Origin of the sequence: Dyadobacter sp. CY327, assembly GCF_021390415.1 — a bacterium.
Lineage (GTDB): Bacteria > Bacteroidota > Bacteroidia > Cytophagales > Spirosomataceae > Dyadobacter > Dyadobacter chenhuakuii.
In genome coordinates, this window is the sequence record NZ_JAJUXJ010000007.1 from 1,199,523 (window position 1) to 1,220,911 (window position 21,389).

Annotated in this window: 21 protein-coding genes; 10 read left to right on the top strand and 11 right to left on the bottom strand. The window is 45.5% G+C overall.

Annotated elements, in window-relative coordinates; genetic code table 11:
* Positions 1-47 precede the first annotated feature (47 nt).
* A complete protein-coding gene (locus LZG74_RS21380) occupies positions 48-632 on the top strand; it encodes an RNA polymerase sigma factor (protein ID WP_233798526.1) in 585 nt (194 codons plus the stop codon).
* A complete protein-coding gene (locus LZG74_RS21385) occupies positions 619-1,971 on the top strand; it encodes a hypothetical protein (protein WP_233798527.1) in 1,353 nt (450 codons plus the stop codon). Before LZG74_RS21380 ends, LZG74_RS21385 begins: the two co-directional genes overlap by 14 nt.
* 15 nt (positions 1,972-1,986) lie before the next feature.
* Here LZG74_RS21385 and LZG74_RS21390 read toward each other — a convergent pair whose 3' ends face one another.
* The 4 genes from LZG74_RS21390 to LZG74_RS21405 all read right to left on the bottom strand — a co-directional run bounded on the left by LZG74_RS21390 (position 1,987) and on the right by LZG74_RS21405 (position 7,757).
* Positions 1,987-5,217 (bottom strand): error-prone DNA polymerase, encoded by a 3,231-nt coding sequence (locus LZG74_RS21390; RefSeq protein ID WP_233798528.1) that lies wholly within the window; start codon positions 5,215-5,217, stop codon positions 1,987-1,989.
* Between the two features lie 6 nt (positions 5,218-5,223).
* Positions 5,224-6,723 (bottom strand): DNA polymerase Y family protein, encoded by a 1,500-nt coding sequence (locus LZG74_RS21395; RefSeq protein WP_233798529.1) that lies wholly within the window; start codon positions 6,721-6,723, stop codon positions 5,224-5,226.
* Between the two features lie 205 nt (positions 6,724-6,928).
* Entirely contained in the window at positions 6,929-7,429 is a 501-nt protein-coding gene (locus LZG74_RS21400; RefSeq protein ID WP_233798530.1) for an SRPBCC domain-containing protein, read from the bottom strand.
* The gene (locus LZG74_RS21405) at positions 7,419-7,757 is read right to left on the bottom strand and encodes a helix-turn-helix transcriptional regulator (RefSeq protein ID WP_233798531.1); all 339 of its coding nucleotides are present in this window, start codon (positions 7,755-7,757) and stop codon (positions 7,419-7,421) included. The genes LZG74_RS21400 and LZG74_RS21405 overlap by 11 nt, the downstream gene beginning before the upstream one ends.
* Before the next feature lie 185 nt (positions 7,758-7,942).
* Between LZG74_RS21405 and LZG74_RS21410 the strand changes: the two genes are divergently transcribed.
* From LZG74_RS21410 to LZG74_RS21420, 3 genes are all read left to right on the top strand, one after another.
* Positions 7,943-8,716 carry an NYN domain-containing protein gene (locus tag LZG74_RS21410; RefSeq protein WP_026628914.1) on the top strand — a complete coding sequence of 258 codons (774 nt, stop codon included), beginning with the start codon at positions 7,943-7,945 and terminating at the stop codon, positions 8,714-8,716.
* Positions 8,717-8,808: 92 nt separating this feature from the next.
* The gene (locus LZG74_RS21415; protein WP_233798532.1) at positions 8,809-9,180 is read left to right on the top strand and encodes a helix-turn-helix transcriptional regulator; all 372 of its coding nucleotides are present in this window, start codon (positions 8,809-8,811) and stop codon (positions 9,178-9,180) included.
* Between the two features lies 1 nt (position 9,181).
* Positions 9,182-9,691, top strand: coding sequence for an SRPBCC domain-containing protein (locus tag LZG74_RS21420; protein ID WP_233798533.1), 510 nt, complete (start codon positions 9,182-9,184; stop codon positions 9,689-9,691).
* A gap of 43 nt (positions 9,692-9,734) precedes the next feature.
* Here the strand turns inward: LZG74_RS21420 and LZG74_RS21425 are convergent, their stop codons facing one another.
* On the bottom strand, positions 9,735-9,947 hold the full coding sequence (locus tag LZG74_RS21425; protein ID WP_233798534.1) for a hypothetical protein: 213 nt from the start codon (positions 9,945-9,947) through the stop codon (positions 9,735-9,737).
* On the bottom strand, positions 9,947-10,447 hold the full coding sequence (locus tag LZG74_RS21430; protein WP_233798535.1) for a DUF6934 family protein: 501 nt from the start codon (positions 10,445-10,447) through the stop codon (positions 9,947-9,949). The genes LZG74_RS21425 and LZG74_RS21430 overlap by 1 nt, the downstream gene beginning before the upstream one ends.
* Before the next feature lie 189 nt (positions 10,448-10,636).
* Between LZG74_RS21430 and LZG74_RS21435 the strand changes: the two genes are divergently transcribed.
* Together LZG74_RS21435 and LZG74_RS21440 are read left to right on the top strand one after the other, a co-directional pair.
* A complete protein-coding gene (locus LZG74_RS21435) occupies positions 10,637-11,059 on the top strand; it encodes a VOC family protein (protein ID WP_233798536.1) in 423 nt (140 codons plus the stop codon).
* Between the two features lie 92 nt (positions 11,060-11,151).
* Positions 11,152-12,021 carry a PHB depolymerase family esterase gene (locus LZG74_RS21440; protein WP_233798537.1) on the top strand — a complete coding sequence of 290 codons (870 nt, stop codon included), beginning with the start codon at positions 11,152-11,154 and terminating at the stop codon, positions 12,019-12,021.
* Here LZG74_RS21440 and LZG74_RS21445 read toward each other — a convergent pair.
* Positions 11,999-12,748 carry an ImuA family protein gene (locus tag LZG74_RS21445; RefSeq protein ID WP_233798538.1) on the bottom strand — a complete coding sequence of 250 codons (750 nt, stop codon included), beginning with the start codon at positions 12,746-12,748 and terminating at the stop codon, positions 11,999-12,001. The genes LZG74_RS21440 and LZG74_RS21445 overlap by 23 nt on opposite strands.
* 220 nt (positions 12,749-12,968) lie before the next feature.
* On the opposite strand from LZG74_RS21445, the gene LZG74_RS21450 reads away from it, so the two are divergent.
* Positions 12,969-13,808, top strand: coding sequence for a sugar phosphate isomerase/epimerase (locus LZG74_RS21450; RefSeq protein ID WP_233798539.1), 840 nt, complete (start codon positions 12,969-12,971; stop codon positions 13,806-13,808).
* A gap of 61 nt (positions 13,809-13,869) precedes the next feature.
* Here the strand turns inward: LZG74_RS21450 and LZG74_RS21455 are convergent, their stop codons facing one another.
* On the bottom strand, positions 13,870-14,595 hold the full coding sequence (locus LZG74_RS21455; RefSeq protein WP_233798540.1) for a DUF1080 domain-containing protein: 726 nt from the start codon (positions 14,593-14,595) through the stop codon (positions 13,870-13,872).
* Positions 14,596-14,693: 98 nt separating this feature from the next.
* A complete protein-coding gene (locus LZG74_RS21460; RefSeq protein ID WP_233798541.1) occupies positions 14,694-16,400 on the bottom strand; it encodes an FAD/NAD(P)-binding protein in 1,707 nt (568 codons plus the stop codon).
* Between the two features lie 144 nt (positions 16,401-16,544).
* On the opposite strand from LZG74_RS21460, the gene LZG74_RS21465 reads away from it, so the two are divergent.
* On the top strand, positions 16,545-17,348 hold the full coding sequence (locus LZG74_RS21465; protein WP_233798542.1) for an MOSC domain-containing protein: 804 nt from the start codon (positions 16,545-16,547) through the stop codon (positions 17,346-17,348).
* Positions 17,349-17,356: 8 nt separating this feature from the next.
* Here LZG74_RS21465 and LZG74_RS21470 read toward each other — a convergent pair whose 3' ends face one another.
* A complete protein-coding gene (locus tag LZG74_RS21470) occupies positions 17,357-18,658 on the bottom strand; it encodes an MFS transporter (RefSeq protein WP_233798543.1) in 1,302 nt (433 codons plus the stop codon).
* A gap of 150 nt (positions 18,659-18,808) precedes the next feature.
* Between LZG74_RS21470 and LZG74_RS21475 the strand changes: the two genes are divergently transcribed.
* On the top strand, positions 18,809-19,615 hold the full coding sequence (locus LZG74_RS21475) for a hypothetical protein (RefSeq protein WP_233798544.1): 807 nt from the start codon (positions 18,809-18,811) through the stop codon (positions 19,613-19,615).
* Between the two features lie 12 nt (positions 19,616-19,627).
* Here the strand turns inward: LZG74_RS21475 and LZG74_RS21480 are convergent, their stop codons facing one another.
* Entirely contained in the window at positions 19,628-21,355 is a 1,728-nt protein-coding gene (locus tag LZG74_RS21480) for a serine hydrolase (protein WP_233798545.1), read from the bottom strand.
* Positions 21,356-21,389: the final 34 nt, after the last annotated feature.

The window sequence follows — 21,389 nt, forward strand, 5'->3', positions numbered from 1 at the left end:
TTATATCGTAATAAATTTACTCACAACGTGCTCACGGTCCGTACTTTATGAAGTTTTTTCTCTCAAAGAAATTCAGTAACCTGACCTCCTTGGTGAAAGCTTGTCAAAAGCAGGATCCAGGTGCGCAGACTGCATTCTATGAGCGATACAAAGGCCGGTTGACGGGTGTTTGCCAGCGTTATGCGAGGACAAAAATGGAAGCAGAGGATATCTTTCAGGAAGCATTTATTAAGATTTTCAATAACATTCAGGAATTAAAGGACCCGGAATCGGTGGACAGCTGGGTTAAAGTAACGGTCGTCAGGACGGCGATTAACTATTATCATCGCACCACGAAGCAACAGGACCTCAATGGTTCAATTCACAATATGGATATTCAGCTGGAATCCGATGATTATGAAAAAATTGTCGACCAGTTGAATGTGGAAGATTTGCTGGCCATCATCAACGAGCTGCCCGACAAATACAGGACCATTATAAACCTGCACCTGATCGACGGCTATACACATGCTGAAATTGGCGAATTACTCTCCATTCCCGACGCGACTTCGCGGTCACAGTTTATGAGGGGGCGTAATTTGCTGTTAAAAAAATTAGAACTTAAAGGGATCGTGCATCATGAAAACTTCTGAGAACAAACTCAATGAGGCACTGCGGTCAGCCCTTAAACGCAAATTCGACAATTTTGAAAAGGCACCTGACCCGTCTGCATTTGAGAAAATTCGCGCCAATATCAAACCTATTCCGCAGTGGAAATATTTGTTTTTCAGCCTGTTGTTCGTAGGCATAGCCGTTACTGGCATCATTACAGACCAACATTTCTTAAAGAACAGAGCTGAGAAACTAACCTCCGTGCATGCAGCTAACCTAAAAAATTCCAGTCCGGGATCGCCCGCCGCAGAATCGTCTGCCGCAGAATCGTCTGCCGCAGAATCGCCCGCCGCGGGATCGCCCGCCGCAGAAGCGTCTGCCGCAGAATCATCGGTTAAGGAGTCCGCTTTCTTGGAACGGGGAATTTCCAAAAAGTCGGTTGTGGCAAGTCAGGTTATTCATTTATCAAAGGCAACGTTTAAGAATTCAGATCATGTTGATCAAAACAGTTTGGCTGGTTCGAGAGGTGAGTTGAAGAATGAGTCTTTAAAATCCCAGCTACACGAAATGCCAAGCTTCTATGGAAGCGATAGTAATGATGCTGAATCAGACATTATTGTCAACTCTGAAAAAGCACAGCCTGGTGCGGAACCGGCTGCTGGTGAAGCCATTGACATTACCGCTGATATACTTGATAATCAACCATATAAATTTTCAGCTGATCATTCCAGCTTACCGCATATTGATATTCCAAAGGCTGATGTTAAACCCGTTGTTCGTTATCAAAGAGGCCATTTTAACTGGCTTGTGAATGCGGCTGTGCTGCAATCTTACCAGATCCTAACAGTGCCGGCTGGTGGCCAGAGTTTCCAGAATTTTGAATTCCCTTCTACATTTTCTCTTCGTTCACTTGGATATAAAGTCAGTGTGGGTGCAGAGAAAAAAGGTTTTCAGTTTATGCTGCATTATAGCCGTTTTCAGCAGTCCTATTCGTACGAAATAGCTGGTAATGACTACGTTGTACACACGGTTGATCAGGGTAAATTTGTCGTGATACGCCAGGGAACGCGGGTTAGTCAGGAGAATCAATTTAGTCTCTTAGGGATTGGCGTCAACAAGCAGGTGCAATGGGGAAATGCTTCGGTGGGCAAATATTATGCGTCCGCAGGACTGGAATATTCGTATGGAATGATCAGGAAGCAAAGCATTGGCTGGGTGAATGCGGGCATCGGCAAGCAATTCCCGATTAACAGAAAAACTTCCCTGCACATTGGCCCCTATGCAGAATTCAGTCCGGTGAAATTCACCGGATCAGGCGACCCGTTTTATTACCAGCCTTACCGGGTGGGTGTTTTAGCAGGTCTGAGGTTCGGCCGGTAATGTGTTGTAAAAGCGCTATCTAAAATTTCGACCATTGGGAAAAATCTCTGTTTGCACATCCTTGCGGACCTGTGTCCTTTTGTTCACGGCCATTGTGGCATACTCATCCTTTTCATCCGCCCGCGAAAGGGTCAGAATGTTTGGTTTTTCATCCTCAACGGCTGTCAGTTTTTTGAGTAAAACAGAAAGGTCGTAGCATTTTGATACAATTACATGCGTCACATCTCCTTCACGCTGCAATTTCCCTTCAACCATTAACAGTCTGGCATACAAGATTTCCTTTCGGTATTTTTCAAAAAGACTTTGAAATACGACCAGATTTGCAAAGCCTGTTTCGTCTTCAATGGTAATAAAACAAACCCCGCCGGCAGTTCCGGGCCGCTGCCTTACCAGCACCAGTCCTGCGGCTTTTACCTTCATTGCATTTCCGATCTGATCCAGTTTTCTGGTTGAAAAAACATTAAGCATTTCCAATTTTTCCCGCACAAAACTGACCGGGTGCGCTTTTAAGGACAAAGAAGTTGAAGCATAATCCTGAACCACATGCTCCGAAGCGCTCATGAGAGGCAAATTCACGGCTGCTTCCGACGCGCTTTCCGATGGCTGGCCTTCAAACAATCCGATAGGCCTGTCGTTCATTGCGGACACTTCCCAGAGCGCCTGCCGCCGGTCCAGCCCTATGGACCGGAATGCATCGGCATCGGCCAGTTTTTCCAGGGAAGCTTGCGAAACACCAGCATCACGCAGGGCATGAATGTTTGTAAATGGCCGTTGCCTTGCCGTTAGCAGCGCCGCAATATCTTCCTCCCGCATTCCCTTAATCTGCCTGAAACCCAGCCTGATCGGGCAGTATGTCCCGGTTTTCTCTTCCAGTAAATTGTCCCAATCGGAGGAATTGATATCCACAGGCCTTACTTCCACATCATGCTTTCTGGCATCAATGATAATCTGCGCCGGCTGATAAAAACCCATCGGCATACTGTTTAATAATGCAGCGGCGAACACATCGGGATAATAACATTTCAGATAACAGGAAACATACACCAGCAAAGCAAAACTTGCAGCATGGCTTTCGGGAAAACCATAGCTCCCGAATCCCTCCAACTGCCTGAAAACACGCAATGCAAATTCTTCGGTGTAACCACGTGCCGTCATACCGGCCACAAGCTTTTTCTCGAACCGGGTGACCATTCCTTTCACTTTGAAAGTAGCCATGCTCCGCCGCAATTCGTCCGCTTCCGAAGGTGTGAAACCGGCTGCCACAATCGCGATTTTCATAGCCTGTTCCTGGAATAACGGCACGCCGAGTGTCTTGCCCAGAATGTCTTCCAGTTCTTTGGAAGGATAAATTACTTCCTCTTCCTTATTTCTACGGCGTAAATAAGGATGCACCATATCCCCTTGAATAGGGCCAGGACGTACAATAGCAACTTCAATAACAAGGTCATAAAAACATCTTGGTTTCAATCGGGGCAACATGGACTGCTGTGCACGACTTTCGATCTGAAACACACCGATCGTATCCGCCTTGCAGATCATATCATAAACACCTTCGTCATTCTGGGGAATGTTGGCCAGCGTATAGTCTTTGTCGTAATGTTTTTTGGCCAGATCAAAAGCTTTCCGGATGCAGGTGAGCATTCCCAAAGCAAGCACGTCGATTTTGAGAAAACCCAGGGTATCAATGTCATCCTTATTCCATTCAATGCAGGTTCTGTCCACCATACGCGCATTCATGATCGGGCACAGGTCGGAAAGTTTGCCTTGCGTAATCACGAAACCGCCGGTATGCTGCCCTAGCTGACGGGGAAATCCAACGTACTGCCTGGTCAAGTCCAGGATTTTGAGCAAATGCGGATCATTAGGGTTAAATCCCTGTTCAGCAACACGTTTGCCTTCAAACCACTCATCTGTAAACTCCCAGATTGAATTGGCCAGGCGATTAATAGCGTCCAGCGACATGCCCATTGCCTTAGCAACATCACGGATGGCCCCGCGCTGATGCATTTGTGTTACCGTAGCCACAATGCCGGCCCTGTCACGACCGTACTTTTTATAGATATACTGGATCACTTCTTCCCTGCGCTCATGCTCAAAATCCACATCAATGTCGGGTGGCTCATTGCGTGCGGAAGATATAAACCGCTCGAAAAGCAGATCGATTTCCAAAGGATCCACCGACGTAATGCCAAGACAATAGCAGATCGTGGAATTAGCCGCTGATCCCCTGCCCTGACAAAGTATCTTTTGTTCACGCGCAAACCGGACAATGTCATAAACGGTAAGGAAACAGGGCGCATAATCCATTTCCTCCACGAATTTCATTTCATATGCAATCGCATCTTCAACTTTTTGAGGAATGCAATCGCCAAAACGCTCCCTGGCCCCTTTCCAGGTTAGCGTTTCCAGCTCTATCATTACCGAATTTCCGGAGCTCGTAATTTCCTCAGGATAAACATATTTGAGTTCATTCAGCGAAAACTGGCAGGCGTCCGCGATCTCCTGCGTGCGCTGGATCGCATCCGGATATTGCCTGAACAGCCGCTGCATTTCATCAATCGGCTTCAGGAACCTTTCCCCATTCTGATAAAGCTTAAATCCTGCGTTGTGAATCGTGCATTTTTCACGGATACAGGTAAGAATATCCTGCAATTCCCTTCGCACCGGATTATGATAATACACATCATTAGTGGCCACCATAGGAATGTCCAGCTGATGGCCCAGCTGCGAAATCCGGTGCAGCTTCTTCGTATCATCGCCCTGGTACGAACGGGCCGCAGCCATGTAAATGTCCTTGCCAAAAGCCCTCTTATATTCTTTTAATGTTTTTTTGAAATCAGGTTCAAAATCAAAATGACTGTTCAAAGCAGCAGGAGGAACCACTATGAACTTGATTTCACCCGCATGGCGAAAAACATCTGCTTTGTATAAATGACACTGACCTTTTTCCGTCCTCAGGTTGCCTTCGGTTAACAGAGAAGAAAGCTGGGCATAACCTTGTTGCGTAGTGGGATAAGCCAGCAAACTGGGCCCATCCAGCAAGTCCAGGCGGCAAGCCGGAATGATACGAATGTCCTTTCCTTTTGCAGCCGCATGGGCCCGGACAATTCCGGCCAGACTATTCCGGTCCGTAATTGCGATTTTTTTGTATTTAAATAGCAATGCCTGCTGCACCAATTCCTCCGGGTGCGATCCACCACGAAGGAAGCTGAAATTAGTCGTCACCTGTAATTCCGTGTAGCACATATTCATTTAAGCAAAAAAACCGTGGATAAACCATTTGGAATCATTATGATCATAATGTCCGAGACGGAAAATCCAGAACCGCGCACCATCCTGATCTTCAACACAATAGTAATCCCGATGCATGCCTTGTTCCAGCCACCATTCCCTTTCAATTCGCTCCGGGCCGTCGGCGCGTTTCATATAATGGACCGTTCCTTTAAAACGGAACAGCACCGGCGGATAATCCGGCACAGGCACAGCCACATCGATCAGTTGCGGGTTTGCCAATAAAATAATCGGCCTGGGCCTGTCGATTCGCCAGGCCGTTTGAGGCGTTTCTACCAGGGAATCAGCGATTTTCACAGACCTTTCCGGCCAATAATGTTCATCCGGAAGATACCGGTGGATCGTCTCCATGCCTGCCCTGCCAGCAAGCCTGTCCAGCAGCTCGATCAGATTTACATTTCCCGAGTCCGCCTGCGTATTCCAAAGCTTTTTCTGGACCTCAGTAACATCTTCTGTAACAGGGGCTTCCAGCACAAATAGCTCAATACCCATTCCTGGCCTGAGGGTGGATATTTTCAGTTCAAAAAGCTTGAAAAGGTGCATTACATGAAATGATCCCCGGTTGGTTACAATGTCGATCTGCACCACTTTTCCATCCACGCGATAACCTGTGAAAACGGCCGACCGCAACCCTTTCCCTTCCTTCACCAAGCGACGGCAGATAATTTCCAAAAGCCGTTTTAAAGCGATCTGAATGCCAACGGCCGTCACAATCGGCTCCATGCACGGTAACCTTTCCTGGTAAGGCACCGCCGGTTTAACCGATTGAATAATTTCTATGGCATGTCCGAAAGCCTGGTCAATCCGATCTAAAAGCGGCTGCCCGAAGCGCCTGCGAAGCACCGAACGCGGCATATCGCTAAAATCCCGGATCTGATATAACCCCAGCTTCTGCATGCGTTCCAGAACTGTTGCTTCCAGCCTTAAGGCCGCCGGTGGCAAAGGCAACAATGCCCCGGAAAGGCCATTTGGCGGAATAATGCGCTTATCCTGGCCATAATGCGCAACTGCCCAAGCACTGCCCACTGTATCCGCTATGGCGACGCTTACCTCATAACCCTTGTGCCTGAGTTTGATGACGATGTCTTTCAAGTAAGCCCGCTCACCTCCCCACAGGTGTGCACATCCTGTGATGTCAAGCATCAGACAGTCGGGCAAGTCTACTGCAACAATGGGCGTATAGCGTAGGCACCATTCGGCCAGCTCGTTCAGCAACCCGGCTGCCTTGTCGGGGTCGTCATCTATCACCTCTAAAGCCGGAAAAAGGGCCCGGGCATCAGCAGCCACCATTCCTACCATGATCCCGCTTTCAATCGCTTTCGGACTGGCCGCTTTTACGACCATTCTTCCACGCTCGGGAGCTGCCAAAACAAACTGCTCGTTAGTAAGCTCAGGACGTTCAGTCACAACCCAGTCTGTGATTAAATGTCGAAACCATATGTTGGCAAAGCGCTGTTGCATAATAATAACTATTTCACATAAACACTTGATTATTAATTAATTGATATATAAATGATATTTTTGATATCTATAACTTGGTCACAATGATATCAAATCTCTTGTTTAGTCGCAAGAATTTTCTTTACTTTGTTTTAACATACACCAACAAAAAAGCCCCTCAACCAGGCCGGAGATTGAGGAGCTTTTAAAAGATATATAGAATAAATTACTGCTGCGGTTCCAACATGTCGTCGAGGTTTTCGAATGCCATCAGGAAGCCTTCTTTGAAACCCATTTCAAGGTGTTTTTCCAGATCGGAAAGTTCGTTGAATGTTATTAAAACATCCACGATCGTATTGCTATTGTTTTCATTGAAGGATATAAGCCATTGAGAGCCTGGAAGAAAGTTGCTTGGCTTTCCACTTTCGTCACAGAAATGATCCAAAGCTGAATAGGATTGTTGTGTCGTGATCGATTTGTATTCCATGCGCGCCCAATGCTCCTCTCCTTCCGGCCCGACCATGGCATATAACCAGTGCCCGCCCTCACGGAAATCCATTTCTTTGGTCCTTGCCTTCCAGGGTTTTGGCGCCCACCATTGTTCCAGAAGTTCTTTTTGGGTCCAGGCTGCCCAAACTTTCGCTACCGGAGCAGCAAATTCCCGTTCAACGTTTATTTTTTTATTTTCCTTGTCCACTGTGAAGTTCAAAAAAAGATCAGTTTTCATAATTATTTGGTTTTAAGTTATTTAATACTTCATCTAGTTGGTTAAATCGATCTTCCCAAAGCTTCTTAAACTGTTCCAGCCACTGATCCACATCCTTCATCTGCTTTGCATTGAAGTGGTAATAAATTTCCCTGCCAGATGATTCTTGGCTTATCAGCTGGCATTCGGTCAAAATTTTTATATGTTTTGAAACTGCCTGTCTGCTGGTATTGAAATGTTCAGCCATAGCATTAGGCGTCATTGCTTGCACGGCAACCATGCTCAGTATGGCCCGGCGCGTTGGGTCCGCAATGGCCTGAAACACATCTCTTCTAAACTCTTTTGCCATACGCTTTTTATAATTATGCAACGTTATGATTGCAAATATATATGCAACTTTATAGTTGCGCAAATTTTCAGGAAAGAATTTTTAATGGTTATGCAGCAATATTTATTTACTTACAAAAACTTAACTTGTAGGCCAAACAAACCATTATACCAGGACCAGCAAATTTCATAAAACCGTCGAAATTAATGAGCGAAACAAAATTCAACATTGCGGTATTAATCGATGGCGATAATGCACAGGCAAAGTTTATGAAGGAAATGCTGGAAGAGGTTTCCAAATATGGGAAAGCTACGGTTAGGAGAATTTATGGCGACTGGACGAGTTCTCACATGAATAGCTGGAAAGAAACTGTCAACAATCATTCAATCAGTCCGATTCAAAAATTTTCCTATACGACAGGCAAAAATTCCACTGACAGCTCGCTCATAATCGACGCAATGGATATTTTGCACAGCAAAAGTGTGGACGGATTTTGCATCGTTTCAAGCGATAGCGACTACACCGGGCTAGCCAAAAGGATCAGAGAGGAAGGGCTTTTCGTTATGGGGATTGGCAGAAAAACCACCCCGCTTGCATTCGTCAATTCCTGCGAGATCTTTACTTTCAGCGAAAACCTGATTGCGGAACTGGATGCGACATCAGAAGAAGCGGAGATTAAAAAGATCGACGTCACACCACAAGAGAAAATCAAAAAGGATCCTAAAAAACCGGAAATTAAGATAAAGTATCCGAAAATTGATATGACGGTCATTGATAAGGCATTTGAAATATCCACCAACGAGGAAGAGGAAGCGCTTATTTCCAAATTAGGATCATCCCTTCGAAAAATTGACCCAAGCTTCGATTCCCGCACTTATGGGTTCAAGACTTTAACGCAACTGCTAAAAAGTCTGCCCAAATACAAGATCGTTAATAACGAGATTAACGGGCTTAACCATCCGCTTATTAAACTGAAATAATCCTTTCTGTAAAATCTTATGCAGATTTTTTTGCAAAAATTTGCGTAAGCGAATACTTACATTTAATATTGTGTAAGCAAACACTTACATATATGTCCATTGAAGCAAGACGTGACGTTTTTCAAGCCATAGCAGATCCGACGCGGCGGCAGATTATCAGCCTGATCGCACATAAATCCATGAATCTTAATGCCATTGCGGAAAATTTTGAGATCAGCAGACCAGCTGTATCCCAGCACATTAAGATTCTGACGGAGTGCGGAATGGTGGTTGTCAGGCAGGAAGGGCGTGAGCGATTTTGCGAGGCAAAGCTCGATTCGCTAAGTGAAGTATCGGATTGGGTAGATCAGTACAAACAATTCTGGAATGAAAAACTCGATTCTCTGGGAAGCTATTTAAGCCGTATTCAAGCAAATGACGAGTCAGGTAAAGAGTCAAATACGAATCAATCAAACAATCAATAGTATGAACCAGCAAACAGCAAAGACAGAAGGATTAAAAATTGTCAGGGAATTTAAAGCACCTAAAACGCTTGTATTCGACGCATTTGCATCGCCCGAAGCATTTAGCGAATGGTGGGGCCCCGCCGGCAGCAATCTATTCGTGGAACGTTTTGACTTCCGGACAGGCGGGAGTACGCATTACAAAATGGAAGGAAACGGCCACGTAATGTGGGGATTATTTCAGTATAAAAACATTCAGCGTGCCGATCTGCTGGAATTCATCAACTCATTTGCCGATGCCGAAGGAAACATTATCACCTCGCCATTTCCTATGGATTTTCCTTTGGAAATTTTCAACAAGATTATATTAGAAGAAAATGACGGCATAACAACCTTAACCATCCAGGGCCACCCCATCAACGCAACACCCGCCCAGGAAGAAACCTATTTTTCAATCATGGACAACATGCACCAAGGATTCAACGGAACATTCGACCAGTTGGATGCGTATCTGGCTAAGGTGCAAGGGTGAGATCAAAGCTGAAAACAAAAATGACCATCCGCATTCCGGACCGTCATTTTTGTTTCAAAAACTCCTTGGGAACAGGATTTCTCTCCAGGAAGATCTTCATTTCCTGAGCTTTTTTACTTAGTGGCCTGGTTTGATCCCATGAATCATCCTTGGTCTCCACTCGATCCGCTGGCTTTTGTGTCCCTTCCTTAATTTCTTTTTCGAGCATTAAATCTTTCATAACAAGATAGTTTGCGTGCTTATCAAATTTAGCCATTATTTTAAGTTAATCAAAAAAGCATCATAGTTAGAGCCAATTCGAAATTCCTCCCATTCTCCTTCCCATTCGTATGGCCATGTTCCTGATATTTCCTTGTTTTCGTTTCTGATGGCTTTAAAGCCAAATACATTACAAATTGTATTTAGTTCAAACAAATATTTGCTGATCCCCATCTGGTATTTTCGAGTTCTTAGAGGTTGCTCGCCAGGCAATGTTATACCGCTGGCTGCAATGCTAATGTTCCGATTATTTTGTAGAAAAGCCATTGCAACATTAGCTACTGTGCCGAGTATTTTATCCATATCTCCGTTGAGCAGTTGAACGCTATCTTCAATGTTCATCAAGGAAGCATTCCATAATCCAAAAGCGAGGTTATAAAAATTAAAGCCAATCCGCTCAAAACGGATTCTCATTTCAAAACGACCGTTCTTGCCTTCACTGAAAAACTTAAACTCCGTTTCACCGACTAGCTCGGTCGTGTAACTTTCAATATTCATTTTAGTTATAGTGTGTTCTGAAAATTCAAAGATATTCAAAATCTTTATTCCTCAAAGTATTAGCACCTAAGCATCGACAGAGCTTGCACGAATGATTCCGAGCACATCCATAATCATTAAATCAGTAGCAAATGGAATTTTGAGCTTAATAAGGTAAAAACTGACCACTTGAAATTAAAACCCAACAACATGATCAAGCCACTTTATCCTTGCCTTTGGTATAATGGAAATGCGAAGGAAGCTGCGGATTACTATTGTTCTATTTTTAAAAGTTCCAAGATCACTTCTGAGAACCCGATGGTGGTGACATTTGAGCTGAACGGGTTCAAATTTATGGGGCTGAACGGCGGTCCCCATTACCAGTTCTCTCCGGCAACTTCTTTCGTGGTTGAATGCGATACGCAGGAGGAAATAGATTATTACTGGGAGAGATTAGGTGAAGGCGGATCATATAATCAGTGCGGGTGGCTGGATGATAAATTCGGGATGTCGTGGCAAGTTGTGCCAAGTGTTTTGTCCAAATTAATGTCAGATCCTGAAAAGGCGCCTAGGGTGATCGAGGCTTTTATGCAGATGAGTAAATTCGATATCGCTGCGCTTGAAAATGCATAAGACAGGGCTGCTGAGTTTATTTCAAGGATTTGTAGAGAAAACATCGGCTAAAAGGTAACTTGCGCCATAACATTTTAGCCCCTATTTCCAATATGTTGAAGTTCATTCTTCCTTCGCTGCTTTCAATTTCCATGGCTGCAAATGCGCAGTTGGTTTCTGATTCCCTGCTCATTGAAGGCCATCACCGCGTTTTTGTTTATGATAAATCCGTGAAGGTCAAGCCGGGTGCAAGCCTTGTTTTTCTGATGCATGGCTCGGGTGGTGAACCGATGGGATTTGCGCCGAGAGCTGCTAAGCTGCAAGCCAGGGCCGAGGCTGAAAATCTTGTGCTGGTTTATCCGGCTGGTTATAAGCGATATTGGAATGAATGCAGAAAAGCCTCAACAGCAATTGCCAACAAGGAAAATTTGAATGAAGAAGCATTTTTCTCCGGAATGATCGACTTCTTTTCCGATAAATACAAGATTAACAAAGCAAACGTTTTTGCAACCGGTTTTTCGGGTGGCGGGCATATGTCGTACAAACTGGCGCTGACCATGCCTGATAAGATCCGGGCCATTTCGGCGATTGTCGCCAACCTTCCGACGGATGAGAATATGGATTGTGCGGCTATGAACAAACCGCTGCCGGTCATGATTACCAACGGAACGGCCGATGAAACCAACCCGTATAATGGCGGTGAAGTGAAGACTGCGGGTGTAACGCTAGGCACTGTACGCGCGACAGATCAGTCATTTCAATATTGGGCAAAACTGGATGGTTACAGCGGTGAGCCTGTCAAATCAATGATGCCGGATGGCGACAAAACCAACGATGTTACGGTCGAAAAATACACCTACCAGAAGAAGGGAAAACCCGAAGTAACCTTATTAAAAGTCATCAACGGCAAACACGAATTCCTGACCGATTTCGACATTTTCGAAGAAACCTGGGCATTCTTTAAGCGGCAGATGGCGAATTAGATTTGCGGAAAGGAGTTGCCATTTTTACTTCTTGTTCCAGATAATTAAACCGCCCGTCCGACCATTCCATTTTCCACTCACCGGGTTCCCCGTTGCGCACTTTCAGAAGCTGTACGTGCCAGCTGGGAAAGCCTACACCAGGCATATCATCTTCCAGCTGACTAGGAATAGGTGTCACTTTCCAGCGCGAAACGCAAGCTAATGTATTCAGGCTCCGAGGATTGCAACGATGCAAAAAACCGGTCACACGGCTTTGCTCCACAGCAAGTTGCAATCGGCGGGATTGGGTTAATGTGATTTCATTGAGCTCTCCTACTACGGCAGTGAGCGCTTCACATTTTAACGATTCTTCCACAGCCCATAACACGTCCTGTTCTTTCAGGAGATCTATAAAAATGACCCTGTCCGGCTCAATGCCGAAAAACTTCATGGCCGGAGGAAACAGGGTGCGGTTCATGCTGATCCATAAACAAGCCCCGCCCTTTTGCAACAATTTGCCCAGCAGCCCCATCATAAAACCCGTGGTTGCCGCTGCGTCTTCCCTGGCACCACTCAAAAACTCATGAACCGCACCAGTCGGGAAAACCTGGTTCGGGAATGCCTTTTCCAATGCCCCATAATCAAACGAGCTTTTTGCCCCCTCCGATGCGGTCTTAAAGCCCTGCAAAGAAAGGATCTCGTCTTGCAGCCGCTTGGCAAGATCGCTTTTTGGCGTCGTCTGGTTCATGATGGAAGTTGAGTAATTGTTATTATTGATAACAATTTTATGATCCCAAAAGTACCATTTAACTTTTATAACCGCAAAACATTTTTTGATTTTATGCCTGATTAATGGATGTAATTGTCAAAAATACAGCTCCTATGCTCGATCAGGCATTATTCACTTAAACACAGTCCGACTAGTAAAAAGAACGAATAATGTGCTTATTCTCTCAAAATCAAATCCTATGACACGATCTGTTCTGCTAAAATCTTCCTTATTACTTGTTACTTGTTTCACTTTTCTGGCTATGAGTCGTTTGGCTCCGCGGGATTGGAAATTAGGCGTGGCACTTTATACATTTAACCCCTATTCCTTTGAAGGCCAATTGGCAAAAGCGGATAGTGCCGGCTTAAAATATGTGGAAGGTTTCACATTCGCGAAAGCCGGTCCGGAATTGAAGGATTCAGCCATGATGAAATTATCGCCTTCCGGCATAGCAAAACTGAAAACGATTCTTGGCAAAACCGACCTCAAAATGGAAAGCATTTACCTCGTAGGCGGCCCGACGGTAAATGATTGGAAAAAGGAATTTGAGATAGCGAAACAGTTTAATGTGAAATATGTGACTGCCGAACCGCCCGTGAAAATGTGGGATAGCATCGACAGCCTTGCCGGCGTTTACGGCGTAAAACTGGCCATTCATAATCATTGGAAAGGAACAAGTGCTTACTGGCATCCCGATTCTGTGTTGGCAGCGCTAAAAGGACATCCGAATTTTGGTGTATGTGCCGATCTTGGACACATGCCCAAAAGTGGCATTAAACCGGTGGAAGCATTGAAAAAGCTGGAAGGGCATATCATTGCAATCCACCTAAAAGACATTGCCGCCTATAATGATCCAAAACTTGTGGATGTAGTCGTAGGAACCGGCGTCATCGATTTTCCGGCGGTGTTCAAGGAGCTGGAAAGACAACGATTCAACGGCCACATCATTATCGAACGCGACCGCCAGGAAAAGCCGAGCAATCTGCAATCCGTAATTCAGACGGTCCAATATTATAACAAAACCCTTGGATTAATGTGAGCATTGCCTGCTGCTGCTGAATAAAGCTCTGATCAATGCAGCATTGCTTAAATGCTGCTGATCAGAGCTTTCTTAATTTAATGTTGCGATACCAAACCGTGCTTCCCCAGTCCTGCAACCCAATCCGTCCGTCATAGGATCCTTTGGAGATGGGTGCCGCTTTGAGTCCGCTGTTTGCTACTTTTTGTTTCCAGTCGGCGCTGTTGAGGTCGTGTTCCTGGACCATGAATTCGTTTTGGTACACCGTAAGCTTTCCTTTCTTCACTATGAAGTGGATTTTATTCCATTCACCTTCCGGATTTCCTTCGCGTAGACGGGCATTGGCAATGCCGAAAAAGTCGCTGGCGCGATGTGTATTTTCTTTGGCACCTTCATAAATTTTATCATCGATCACCTGTAATTCCAGGCCGGTCGTATGCATATTCGGGTATTTGGGTGCTTCTGTTACAAAAAAGAAAATGCCGCTGTTGGCATATTTGCTAACTTTCCATTCTGCCTTAAATTCAAAATCACCGTTCACAACTTCATCCGTAACGATATCTCCGCCATTCTTTGCTTTATTTCCAGCTCGTTCAGGCACATTCAATTTAATCGCACCTTGTTCGATAATCCAGGCTGTCCCCACCTGCTTGCCGCCATAGGCATGCCAGCCTTTGAAGTCTTTTCCATCAAACAACAGTTTCCAGCCGTCCTTTTTTTCTGTGGCAGACAGCGTGTTAAGAGCTTGTGAATGCGCGCTTATATAGGCGATACTCAAAAGCAAAGCAAATAAGGTAGGTTTGAACATTTCAGATCTAAGATTATTGTTAGAGAACAAGCGCGTCACTCAGATAAAATACTTATTTATTCACAAAATATCTGGCATAGAAACTTTTGTAAAACACCCTACTCTTTTAAAATGCTCTCCACAATCGTCAAAGATGCCTGCTCGCAGAAATCCAGGCCAGAGTAATCCGGGTTATAACCTCCAATGTAGGGGACGGCCATCACATAAATCCGGCGATTCGTAGAACCTGAACGCTCCAAAACCTGAAAATGATCTGTAATGGCAATCCCCGGCACTTTCAGGTAAAAATCTTCTCTGGCCGTTTGCTCCACATTCTCGTTGCCGTCTGCAATGGCTGCACCGCCTTCTGTCGAAGACCTGAATTTTAAATGTGCAGGCATCACCGTTCCATCGGCGATGAGGCTTTTGAACGGAAAACTTTCAAAAGGCAAATGCGGCTGACCGATACAATCCACAAAGGTGTTGTAATAAATGGCCTTCTCTTCACCCGACTCGTCCTTATAATGGTAAGTTATACCGCCTTTACTTTCCGGAACAACCTTGCTATCATCCCCTACCGACACGATTTCGAGCTTACCTGCGTCGTCCAGCGCCAGCATTTCCTTGGCGGAACTTTGCGGGACAAATGCGATAACGATCGATATGAGCGGCATGAGAACTTTTTGCAGCCGCATACGGTCCTCCGCTGACAAATATTTGGCAGGATAATTCATTGCATAACTCAAAACCGCCAGAATTTCCTTCCAATGTATCGACTCCTCATTCCGGATGGACTTTTCCGCCTCTGCATATTCTTTCCTGAAAAGCTTGAATGGTTCCGTTTTTTCCCGCACAGCCATCATCGACTCTACAAACTGCTCTATGTTCATCTCCCGGATCCTCTCGTAAAACTTCGGATCCTTGTCGCGGAACAGGTCTTTAAAGGCTTTTTCAAAAATATAGTCCAGTTCCAGAAAACCATCGTTTGCTTCCCGGTTTTGCTCGATTTCTTCCTTGGTCAGCAATGCTTCTTCAGAAAGCAGCGGATCTTCCAAATGGAAGCGTATGGCAGGCAAAAGTCCATTTCTGGAATGCATAACCAGCCTGAAATCAGGACTTTCTTCTGATGGTTGGAACACAACTTTTCCGTCCTCATCCGTATGAAATGACCCATTATTCCGGGCCAATGTGCGCATGGCATCAATAGCAGTCAAAGATGATCCGCGGATCGCTATGGGATGATTTAGAACCAGTTTGAGCTTTGCAGGCGGATATGGGGAATCATAATAACCGGGCGTTGTTCCTTCGTGCTTAGCCGGCCAGTTATGCCCGGTGCAAATAATGACACGGTTAAAACGTGACAAGCCCGATCGTTCGATATCGACATCCACTTTCTTCTCCCCGGGTACGTCGATAATGTCAATTACGCGGCAACCTTTATGGACATGTGTCTGTAATCCAATGCGTTCAGCCTTTTTCAGGAGCAGATCAAATTGAGCTGATAAATATTGCCCGAACAACAGACGGGGAAGCACTTTATATTCATTAAATCGATCTCTGTCAACCCCAAAACGGATGAGCTCGTCCTCAGGGACAGTCTGGATCCATTCCTGGATGGAAGTAACAATTTCGGGAATTTCGTTGTCAGATACATTGGTAACATGCTCTTGGTTAGAGCCTTGGTAACTATAAGGCATCCCGGCGCCTAATAGTTTTTTACTTTCAAAAATGTGTATTTCAAGATCTTTCTGACCTGCCTCTACAAATCTTTTAAAAACAAACAATGCACTTGGGCCTCCGCCGAGGATAGCGATACGCGTCTTCAATGCTTTACAAAACGTTAGGTGTAATTAATCCGACTCTTATTTTCCAATGTAATAAACAATTGTACCAGTAACATTCTGGGAATGGTTTTTTACCTGAATTACTTAATTATATCACATATCAGCTCATACATCCGATCTTCGTCAATGCATTTATCCGAAATATGGGTATATCCCATTAAATCCCTGGGAGGGATCCGTTTGAGAGAATCGCTTGTTGAAGAACGGGGATTGAAATACGACAGGCGATGGGTGATCGTCGACGAAAAAGGCACTTTTCTCACCCAACGCACCAACGCCCAAATGGCCCTGCTGGACGTGGCAATAACAAACGAAGGCCTGGTCATTTCACACCGGTATGACCCTGTTAACCAAATGCTTATTCCATTTCTGCGTGAAGACGACGAGGATTTGGAGGTGAAGATCTGGGATGACATTATTACAGCAAGAACAGTTTCTACACTTGCCGACGAATGGTTATCCGAAAGGCTTGGTAAGGCTGTCAGGATCGTGGAAATGACGCCTGATACACATCGCAAAATGGGCTCGGTTTATGCCGAAACCGACCGTACGGTGAGCTTTGCAGACGACTTTCCGTTTCTGCTCATATCCCAGGCTTCGCTGGACGATCTGAACGGCAGGCTTTCACAATCCGTAGAAATGAAGCGCTTCCGCCCCAACTTCGTTGTTTCGGGCACTGCACCATTTGAGGAAGATCTTTGGAAAAACATAACGATCGGAAATACACGCTTTGAGGTTGCAAAACCCTGTGAACGATGTGTTATGGTCAACATTGATCCCAACACAGGGATCAAGAGCCCTGAGACACTGAAAGCACTAATGGGTTACCGAAAAGAGGGAAAGGATATATTTTTCGGGCAAAATGTCATAGGACTGGAAACCGGCATCGTCCGGGAAGGAGATGCTATATCGCAGTCATTGACCATTTAAATAACTACTTAAAAAGTCTTTGCCGGGGCAACACTTAGTTTCTTAGGGTTTGGAATCACAAGTAATGTAATGATCGTGGCAAGCACCAGCGCCCCGGACATTAATGTATAGGAAGCATTGAAATTACCCGTTTCGCTATTCAGATAACCAACCAGATAGGACCCGGCAAACGAACCCAGCGCACCCAGACTATTGATAAGCCCAATCGCCCCGCCGATTACATTCTTGGGCAAAACATCCGCAATAGCCGCGAAAAAAGGCCCGTAAGGTGTGTATAACGCCCCGCCCGCAATCACCAGCAATACGTAAGACAGCCAGAACTTCTCGGGTCCGAGCCATACGGTCGCAAATAAACAAATGGCTGCAACCAGCAGAAAAGGCCAGATGAAAATACTTCTGTTGCCGGATTTATCAGAAAAATAAGAGGCACTCAGCATCCCGATCACCGCCAGCAAATAAGGAACAGACGACAACCAGCCCGTGGTAACCATATTCATATCCGGCGCAGCCTTAATGATAGAGGGCAGCCACATCACAAATCCGTAAACGCCCACGCTCCACAAAAGATATTGCAGCGATAATAAAATGACTTTCCTGGAACGGAACGCCTCTGCATAGTTTTTGACTGGCTTAATACCCACCTGTTCTTCCTGCAATCGTCTTTCCAGTTCCGTTTTCTCGCTGTCCGTAAGCCACTTCGCTTCCATCGGACGTTCGTCAATCAATTTCCACCAAATAAAAGCCCACAGAATTCCCGGCACCCCCTGAATGATAAACATCCATCGCCAGCCCACTGAATCGATTAAGTAACCCGAAAGTACGGACATCCAAAGCACCGTTACGGGATTTCCGAGGATCAGAAAAGTGTTTGCGCGGGAGCGCTCTTCTTTGGTAAACCATTGGCTCAACAGGATCAGCATAGCAGGCATAACCGCGCTTTCCACAACGCCGAGCATAAAACGGATCACGATGAGTGTAGTGGTATCATTAACGATCCCCGTAGCTGCGGCTAATGCTCCCCAAAGTATCAATGAAAAGAAAATCAGCTTCTTAGCCGCCTTATGCGCCGCGTATTGAGCCCCGGGAATCTGGAAAAAGAAATAACCCAGGAAAAACAGCGAGCTCAGTAATGTTGACGTGTTGGGTGTAATGTTCAGGTCGTCGGCCATTCCGCCGGCAACCGCAAAACCGAAATTGGCCCTGTCCAGGTAAGCAAGACTGTATGTAATGAAAACAACGGGAATGATCCGGTACCATCTTACCTGCGCCAATTGTGGTTTCATGCCTTTGGGATTCTCTACTGAATGCATTTTATCAATAGTGTTAAGGCTTTGAACGCAGGATTATACTATTTGAACGGCCTTGCTCATAAATGCGGAAGTGCGGAATGGTATATCAATGTGGTTCACGTCTTTGTTAACTAATTGTGTGCTAACTCCATCCGCTCAACTTTGCCGCAAATGAAAACGCTCTTCCTGATCATTCTTACATTCACATTCATTGCCTGCAAGGACAAGGAAGTTGACAAAACATCCTTAGAAAATGAACCCTGCATGCTTCTGAGCTATGTAACAGATACAACCGGCAGCGGGGCAAAATTTGAGATCAATTATGACAAACAAAATCTCATAACGGGAACTACATACGCCTATACCGGCTATTTTGGGGATACGACGAAGATAAAGAGCACCATCAGCTATTATTACAATGAGGACAAGCCGTCGTCCATCAGCAATTCTGAGAACGAAAATGTCACTCGATTTGAATACAATAATGAAGGACTGTTATCTCAAAAAACCTGGTACGAAAAGAAAACGATTCCCCGCCAGAGAATAAATCTCGAATGGTCCGGCGGCAAGATCGCCCGGGTCAAAAGAAGCCTTTTCGAGCGGACCGGCGCCGCCGACGACCCGAAGAGCTATGTGGAAAAGGCGCACGATTACATTGAACTGGAAATCGATGCAAAAGGAAATCTGGCGACACTGAAAAGATACTCCACTAAAAATGAGCTCATTTCGACCAACGCTTACGAATACGACAATAATCCGAACCCATTTGCCAGACTATACAAAATCCAGGCGGCGTTTTTCGACGATCAGGAACATTTACTTTCTACCAATAACAGGACGAAAGTCACCACGACCAATTCCATGAGCGGGAAGGTTTCGGTGCTCGATTACAAGTTCAACTACGATGCCGCCGGATTTCCCAAAGATGGATTTTACATGAACCAGCGGGCGCTTGCTATGCAGTATAAATGCAAGTAGAAGCTCGCAGGATCATTCCTTTGCGAAATTCTCGGGCAGCTTTTTAAACCATAAATTGGCCACGCGTCCGTTTGTCATGCGAAGCCCGGTAATCTCCCCCGCTTTGCCGCGGACCATTTCAATATTTTGGACAAACCACCAGGGCGCATTCAGGCGGTCCTTATTAACCACATTCAGATCCACCTCGCCGTGATGCACATGGACGAGCTTTAACTTGTCGTCTTTGAAACTGATGGTGTAAAGGGTTTCAAGTTCCGGACTGTAATATTGTCCTGCAAAATCCGCTTTGCTGACATCCTTATCCTGCTTTGGCTCCACGCGGTTACCCGGATGTTCACCATTTTGCCGTAAGGTGATTTTGGTCACCTTACCCTCTTTCGGCTTTTGAAAAACGATCGAAGCCTCTACAACTTTCAGATAAAAAGTGGAATCCGAAGAAGCGAACATTTCAACCGCTTGCTGTCCCGTGGCCTGGGTCATGTAACGGTCGCCCTCTTTCGTGAAATTCAATATAAATCCGGGTGCTTCCGCGAGCTCATAGGAGCCTGCATACTGCCCGAAAAGGGTTGAGTCAAATTTATAGTTTTCGTTTTTCGGACTTTCAGCAGATTTTTTCGCCACCGATTTATCTTCTTTAAACAAAGACCCCATATAAATTCCCGCCACGTCAAATGCCTTCTTTTCCGGCGCAAATTCCGCCTGGTTACTCAGCACAATAAAGCCGTAATCTTCTTTCGGGAAATACGTGATAGACGACCTGAAACCGGCATCCGCACCATTATGGCCATAATAAGCCAAACCTCTGTATGTTCCGTGGGCCAGGCCGAAAGCGTAAGGCAATGTATCGCCCTTGGTAATACGGCCGCGTTCGAGCATTTGTTTCATCACAGCAGGTCCGCCCAGTTGTGAAGTGCGGAAGTTGTTTATCCAGAACAACAGATCATTAACCGTTGTAAACAAGCTCGTTGCACCCACATTACCATAGCTCAGAATGGCTTTCTCAAATCCGCCGTCTTTTTCCTGTGATTTATGGAAGGAATAGGCGCGCCCTTTTACAATCTGCTCCTGGTTATCGTAAAACAATGTATTTTTCATTCCGAGCGGCTTGAAAACCTCTTGCTGCATCCATTCGGCGAACGGCTTTTTACCAACTCGGCTGACCACCTCAGCCAGCAAAGTATAACCGGTGTTGCAATACGCAAAGGTAGAGCCTGGCTCAAAATTCAACTCTTTTTGCCTTTTGATCAGGTTGAAAACGTGTTGCTTTGTAATGACATCATCAAGCTGCCAGCCCGCCATAACCAGGAGGTTCCATTGGTCGCGCAGTCCGCTTGTGTGGTGGATCAGGTGACGAATTGTAATGGTTTTACCAAAATCCGGCACTTCCGGAATGTGCTTCCGAATGTCGTCATCCAGCGAAATTTTACCCTGCTGGGCCAGCAATACAATGCCGTAAGCTGTAAATTGTTTAGACACAGATGCGACGTGAAATATGGTCTGCGGTCCGATTTTTGCGCCTGTTTCTACATCCGATTCTCCAAAACCTTTGGCATATATCAGTTTACCCTGATGAACCACGCCCACTGCCGCCCCGGGACTGCCCGGCTTGTTCCATTCCGAAAACAGCGAATCAGCCCTGGCCGAAAGCTTGGGCGAAAGTTTGTCGGACTGGGCAAAAATGGTTGAGATGTGCGCAACGGACAGCAGCGCCGTGGTGATCAGGTAAAGTAGCGGTCTCATAGAGGATAGATGTATATTTTACTAAGAAACGAAC

Bases quoted from the DNA above. Each gene is read 5' to 3' on its own strand.
- LZG74_RS21475 (WP_233798544.1), top strand. From the start codon at position 18,809: ATGAAAACGCTCTTCCTGATCATTCTTACATTCACATTCATTGCCTGC.
- LZG74_RS21480 (WP_233798545.1), bottom strand. From the start codon at position 21,355: ATGAGACCGCTACTTTACCTGATCACCACGGCGCTGCTGTCCGTTGCG.
- LZG74_RS21470 (WP_233798543.1), bottom strand. From the start codon at position 18,658: ATGCATTCAGTAGAGAATCCCAAAGGCATGAAACCACAATTGGCGCAG.
- LZG74_RS21380 (WP_233798526.1), top strand. From the start codon at position 48: ATGAAGTTTTTTCTCTCAAAGAAATTCAGTAACCTGACCTCCTTGGTG.
- LZG74_RS21430 (WP_233798535.1), bottom strand. From the start codon at position 10,447: ATGAATATTGAAAGTTACACGACCGAGCTAGTCGGTGAAACGGAGTTT.
- LZG74_RS21410 (WP_026628914.1), top strand. From the start codon at position 7,943: ATGAGCGAAACAAAATTCAACATTGCGGTATTAATCGATGGCGATAAT.
- LZG74_RS21445 (WP_233798538.1), bottom strand. From the start codon at position 12,748: ATGAACCAGACGACGCCAAAAAGCGATCTTGCCAAGCGGCTGCAAGAC.
- LZG74_RS21435 (WP_233798536.1), top strand. From the start codon at position 10,637: ATGATCAAGCCACTTTATCCTTGCCTTTGGTATAATGGAAATGCGAAG.
- LZG74_RS21455 (WP_233798540.1), bottom strand. From the start codon at position 14,595: ATGTTCAAACCTACCTTATTTGCTTTGCTTTTGAGTATCGCCTATATA.
- LZG74_RS21425 (WP_233798534.1), bottom strand. From the start codon at position 9,947: ATGGCTAAATTTGATAAGCACGCAAACTATCTTGTTATGAAAGATTTA.
- LZG74_RS21400 (WP_233798530.1), bottom strand. From the start codon at position 7,429: ATGAAAACTGATCTTTTTTTGAACTTCACAGTGGACAAGGAAAATAAA.
- LZG74_RS21405 (WP_233798531.1), bottom strand. From the start codon at position 7,757: ATGGCAAAAGAGTTTAGAAGAGATGTGTTTCAGGCCATTGCGGACCCA.
- LZG74_RS21395 (WP_233798529.1), bottom strand. From the start codon at position 6,723: ATGCAACAGCGCTTTGCCAACATATGGTTTCGACATTTAATCACAGAC.
- LZG74_RS21415 (WP_233798532.1), top strand. From the start codon at position 8,809: ATGTCCATTGAAGCAAGACGTGACGTTTTTCAAGCCATAGCAGATCCG.
- LZG74_RS21465 (WP_233798542.1), top strand. From the start codon at position 16,545: ATGCATTTATCCGAAATATGGGTATATCCCATTAAATCCCTGGGAGGG.
- LZG74_RS21450 (WP_233798539.1), top strand. From the start codon at position 12,969: ATGACACGATCTGTTCTGCTAAAATCTTCCTTATTACTTGTTACTTGT.
- LZG74_RS21390 (WP_233798528.1), bottom strand. From the start codon at position 5,217: ATGTGCTACACGGAATTACAGGTGACGACTAATTTCAGCTTCCTTCGT.
- LZG74_RS21420 (WP_233798533.1), top strand. From the start codon at position 9,182: ATGAACCAGCAAACAGCAAAGACAGAAGGATTAAAAATTGTCAGGGAA.
- LZG74_RS21385 (WP_233798527.1), top strand. From the start codon at position 619: ATGAAAACTTCTGAGAACAAACTCAATGAGGCACTGCGGTCAGCCCTT.
- LZG74_RS21440 (WP_233798537.1), top strand. From the start codon at position 11,152: ATGTTGAAGTTCATTCTTCCTTCGCTGCTTTCAATTTCCATGGCTGCA.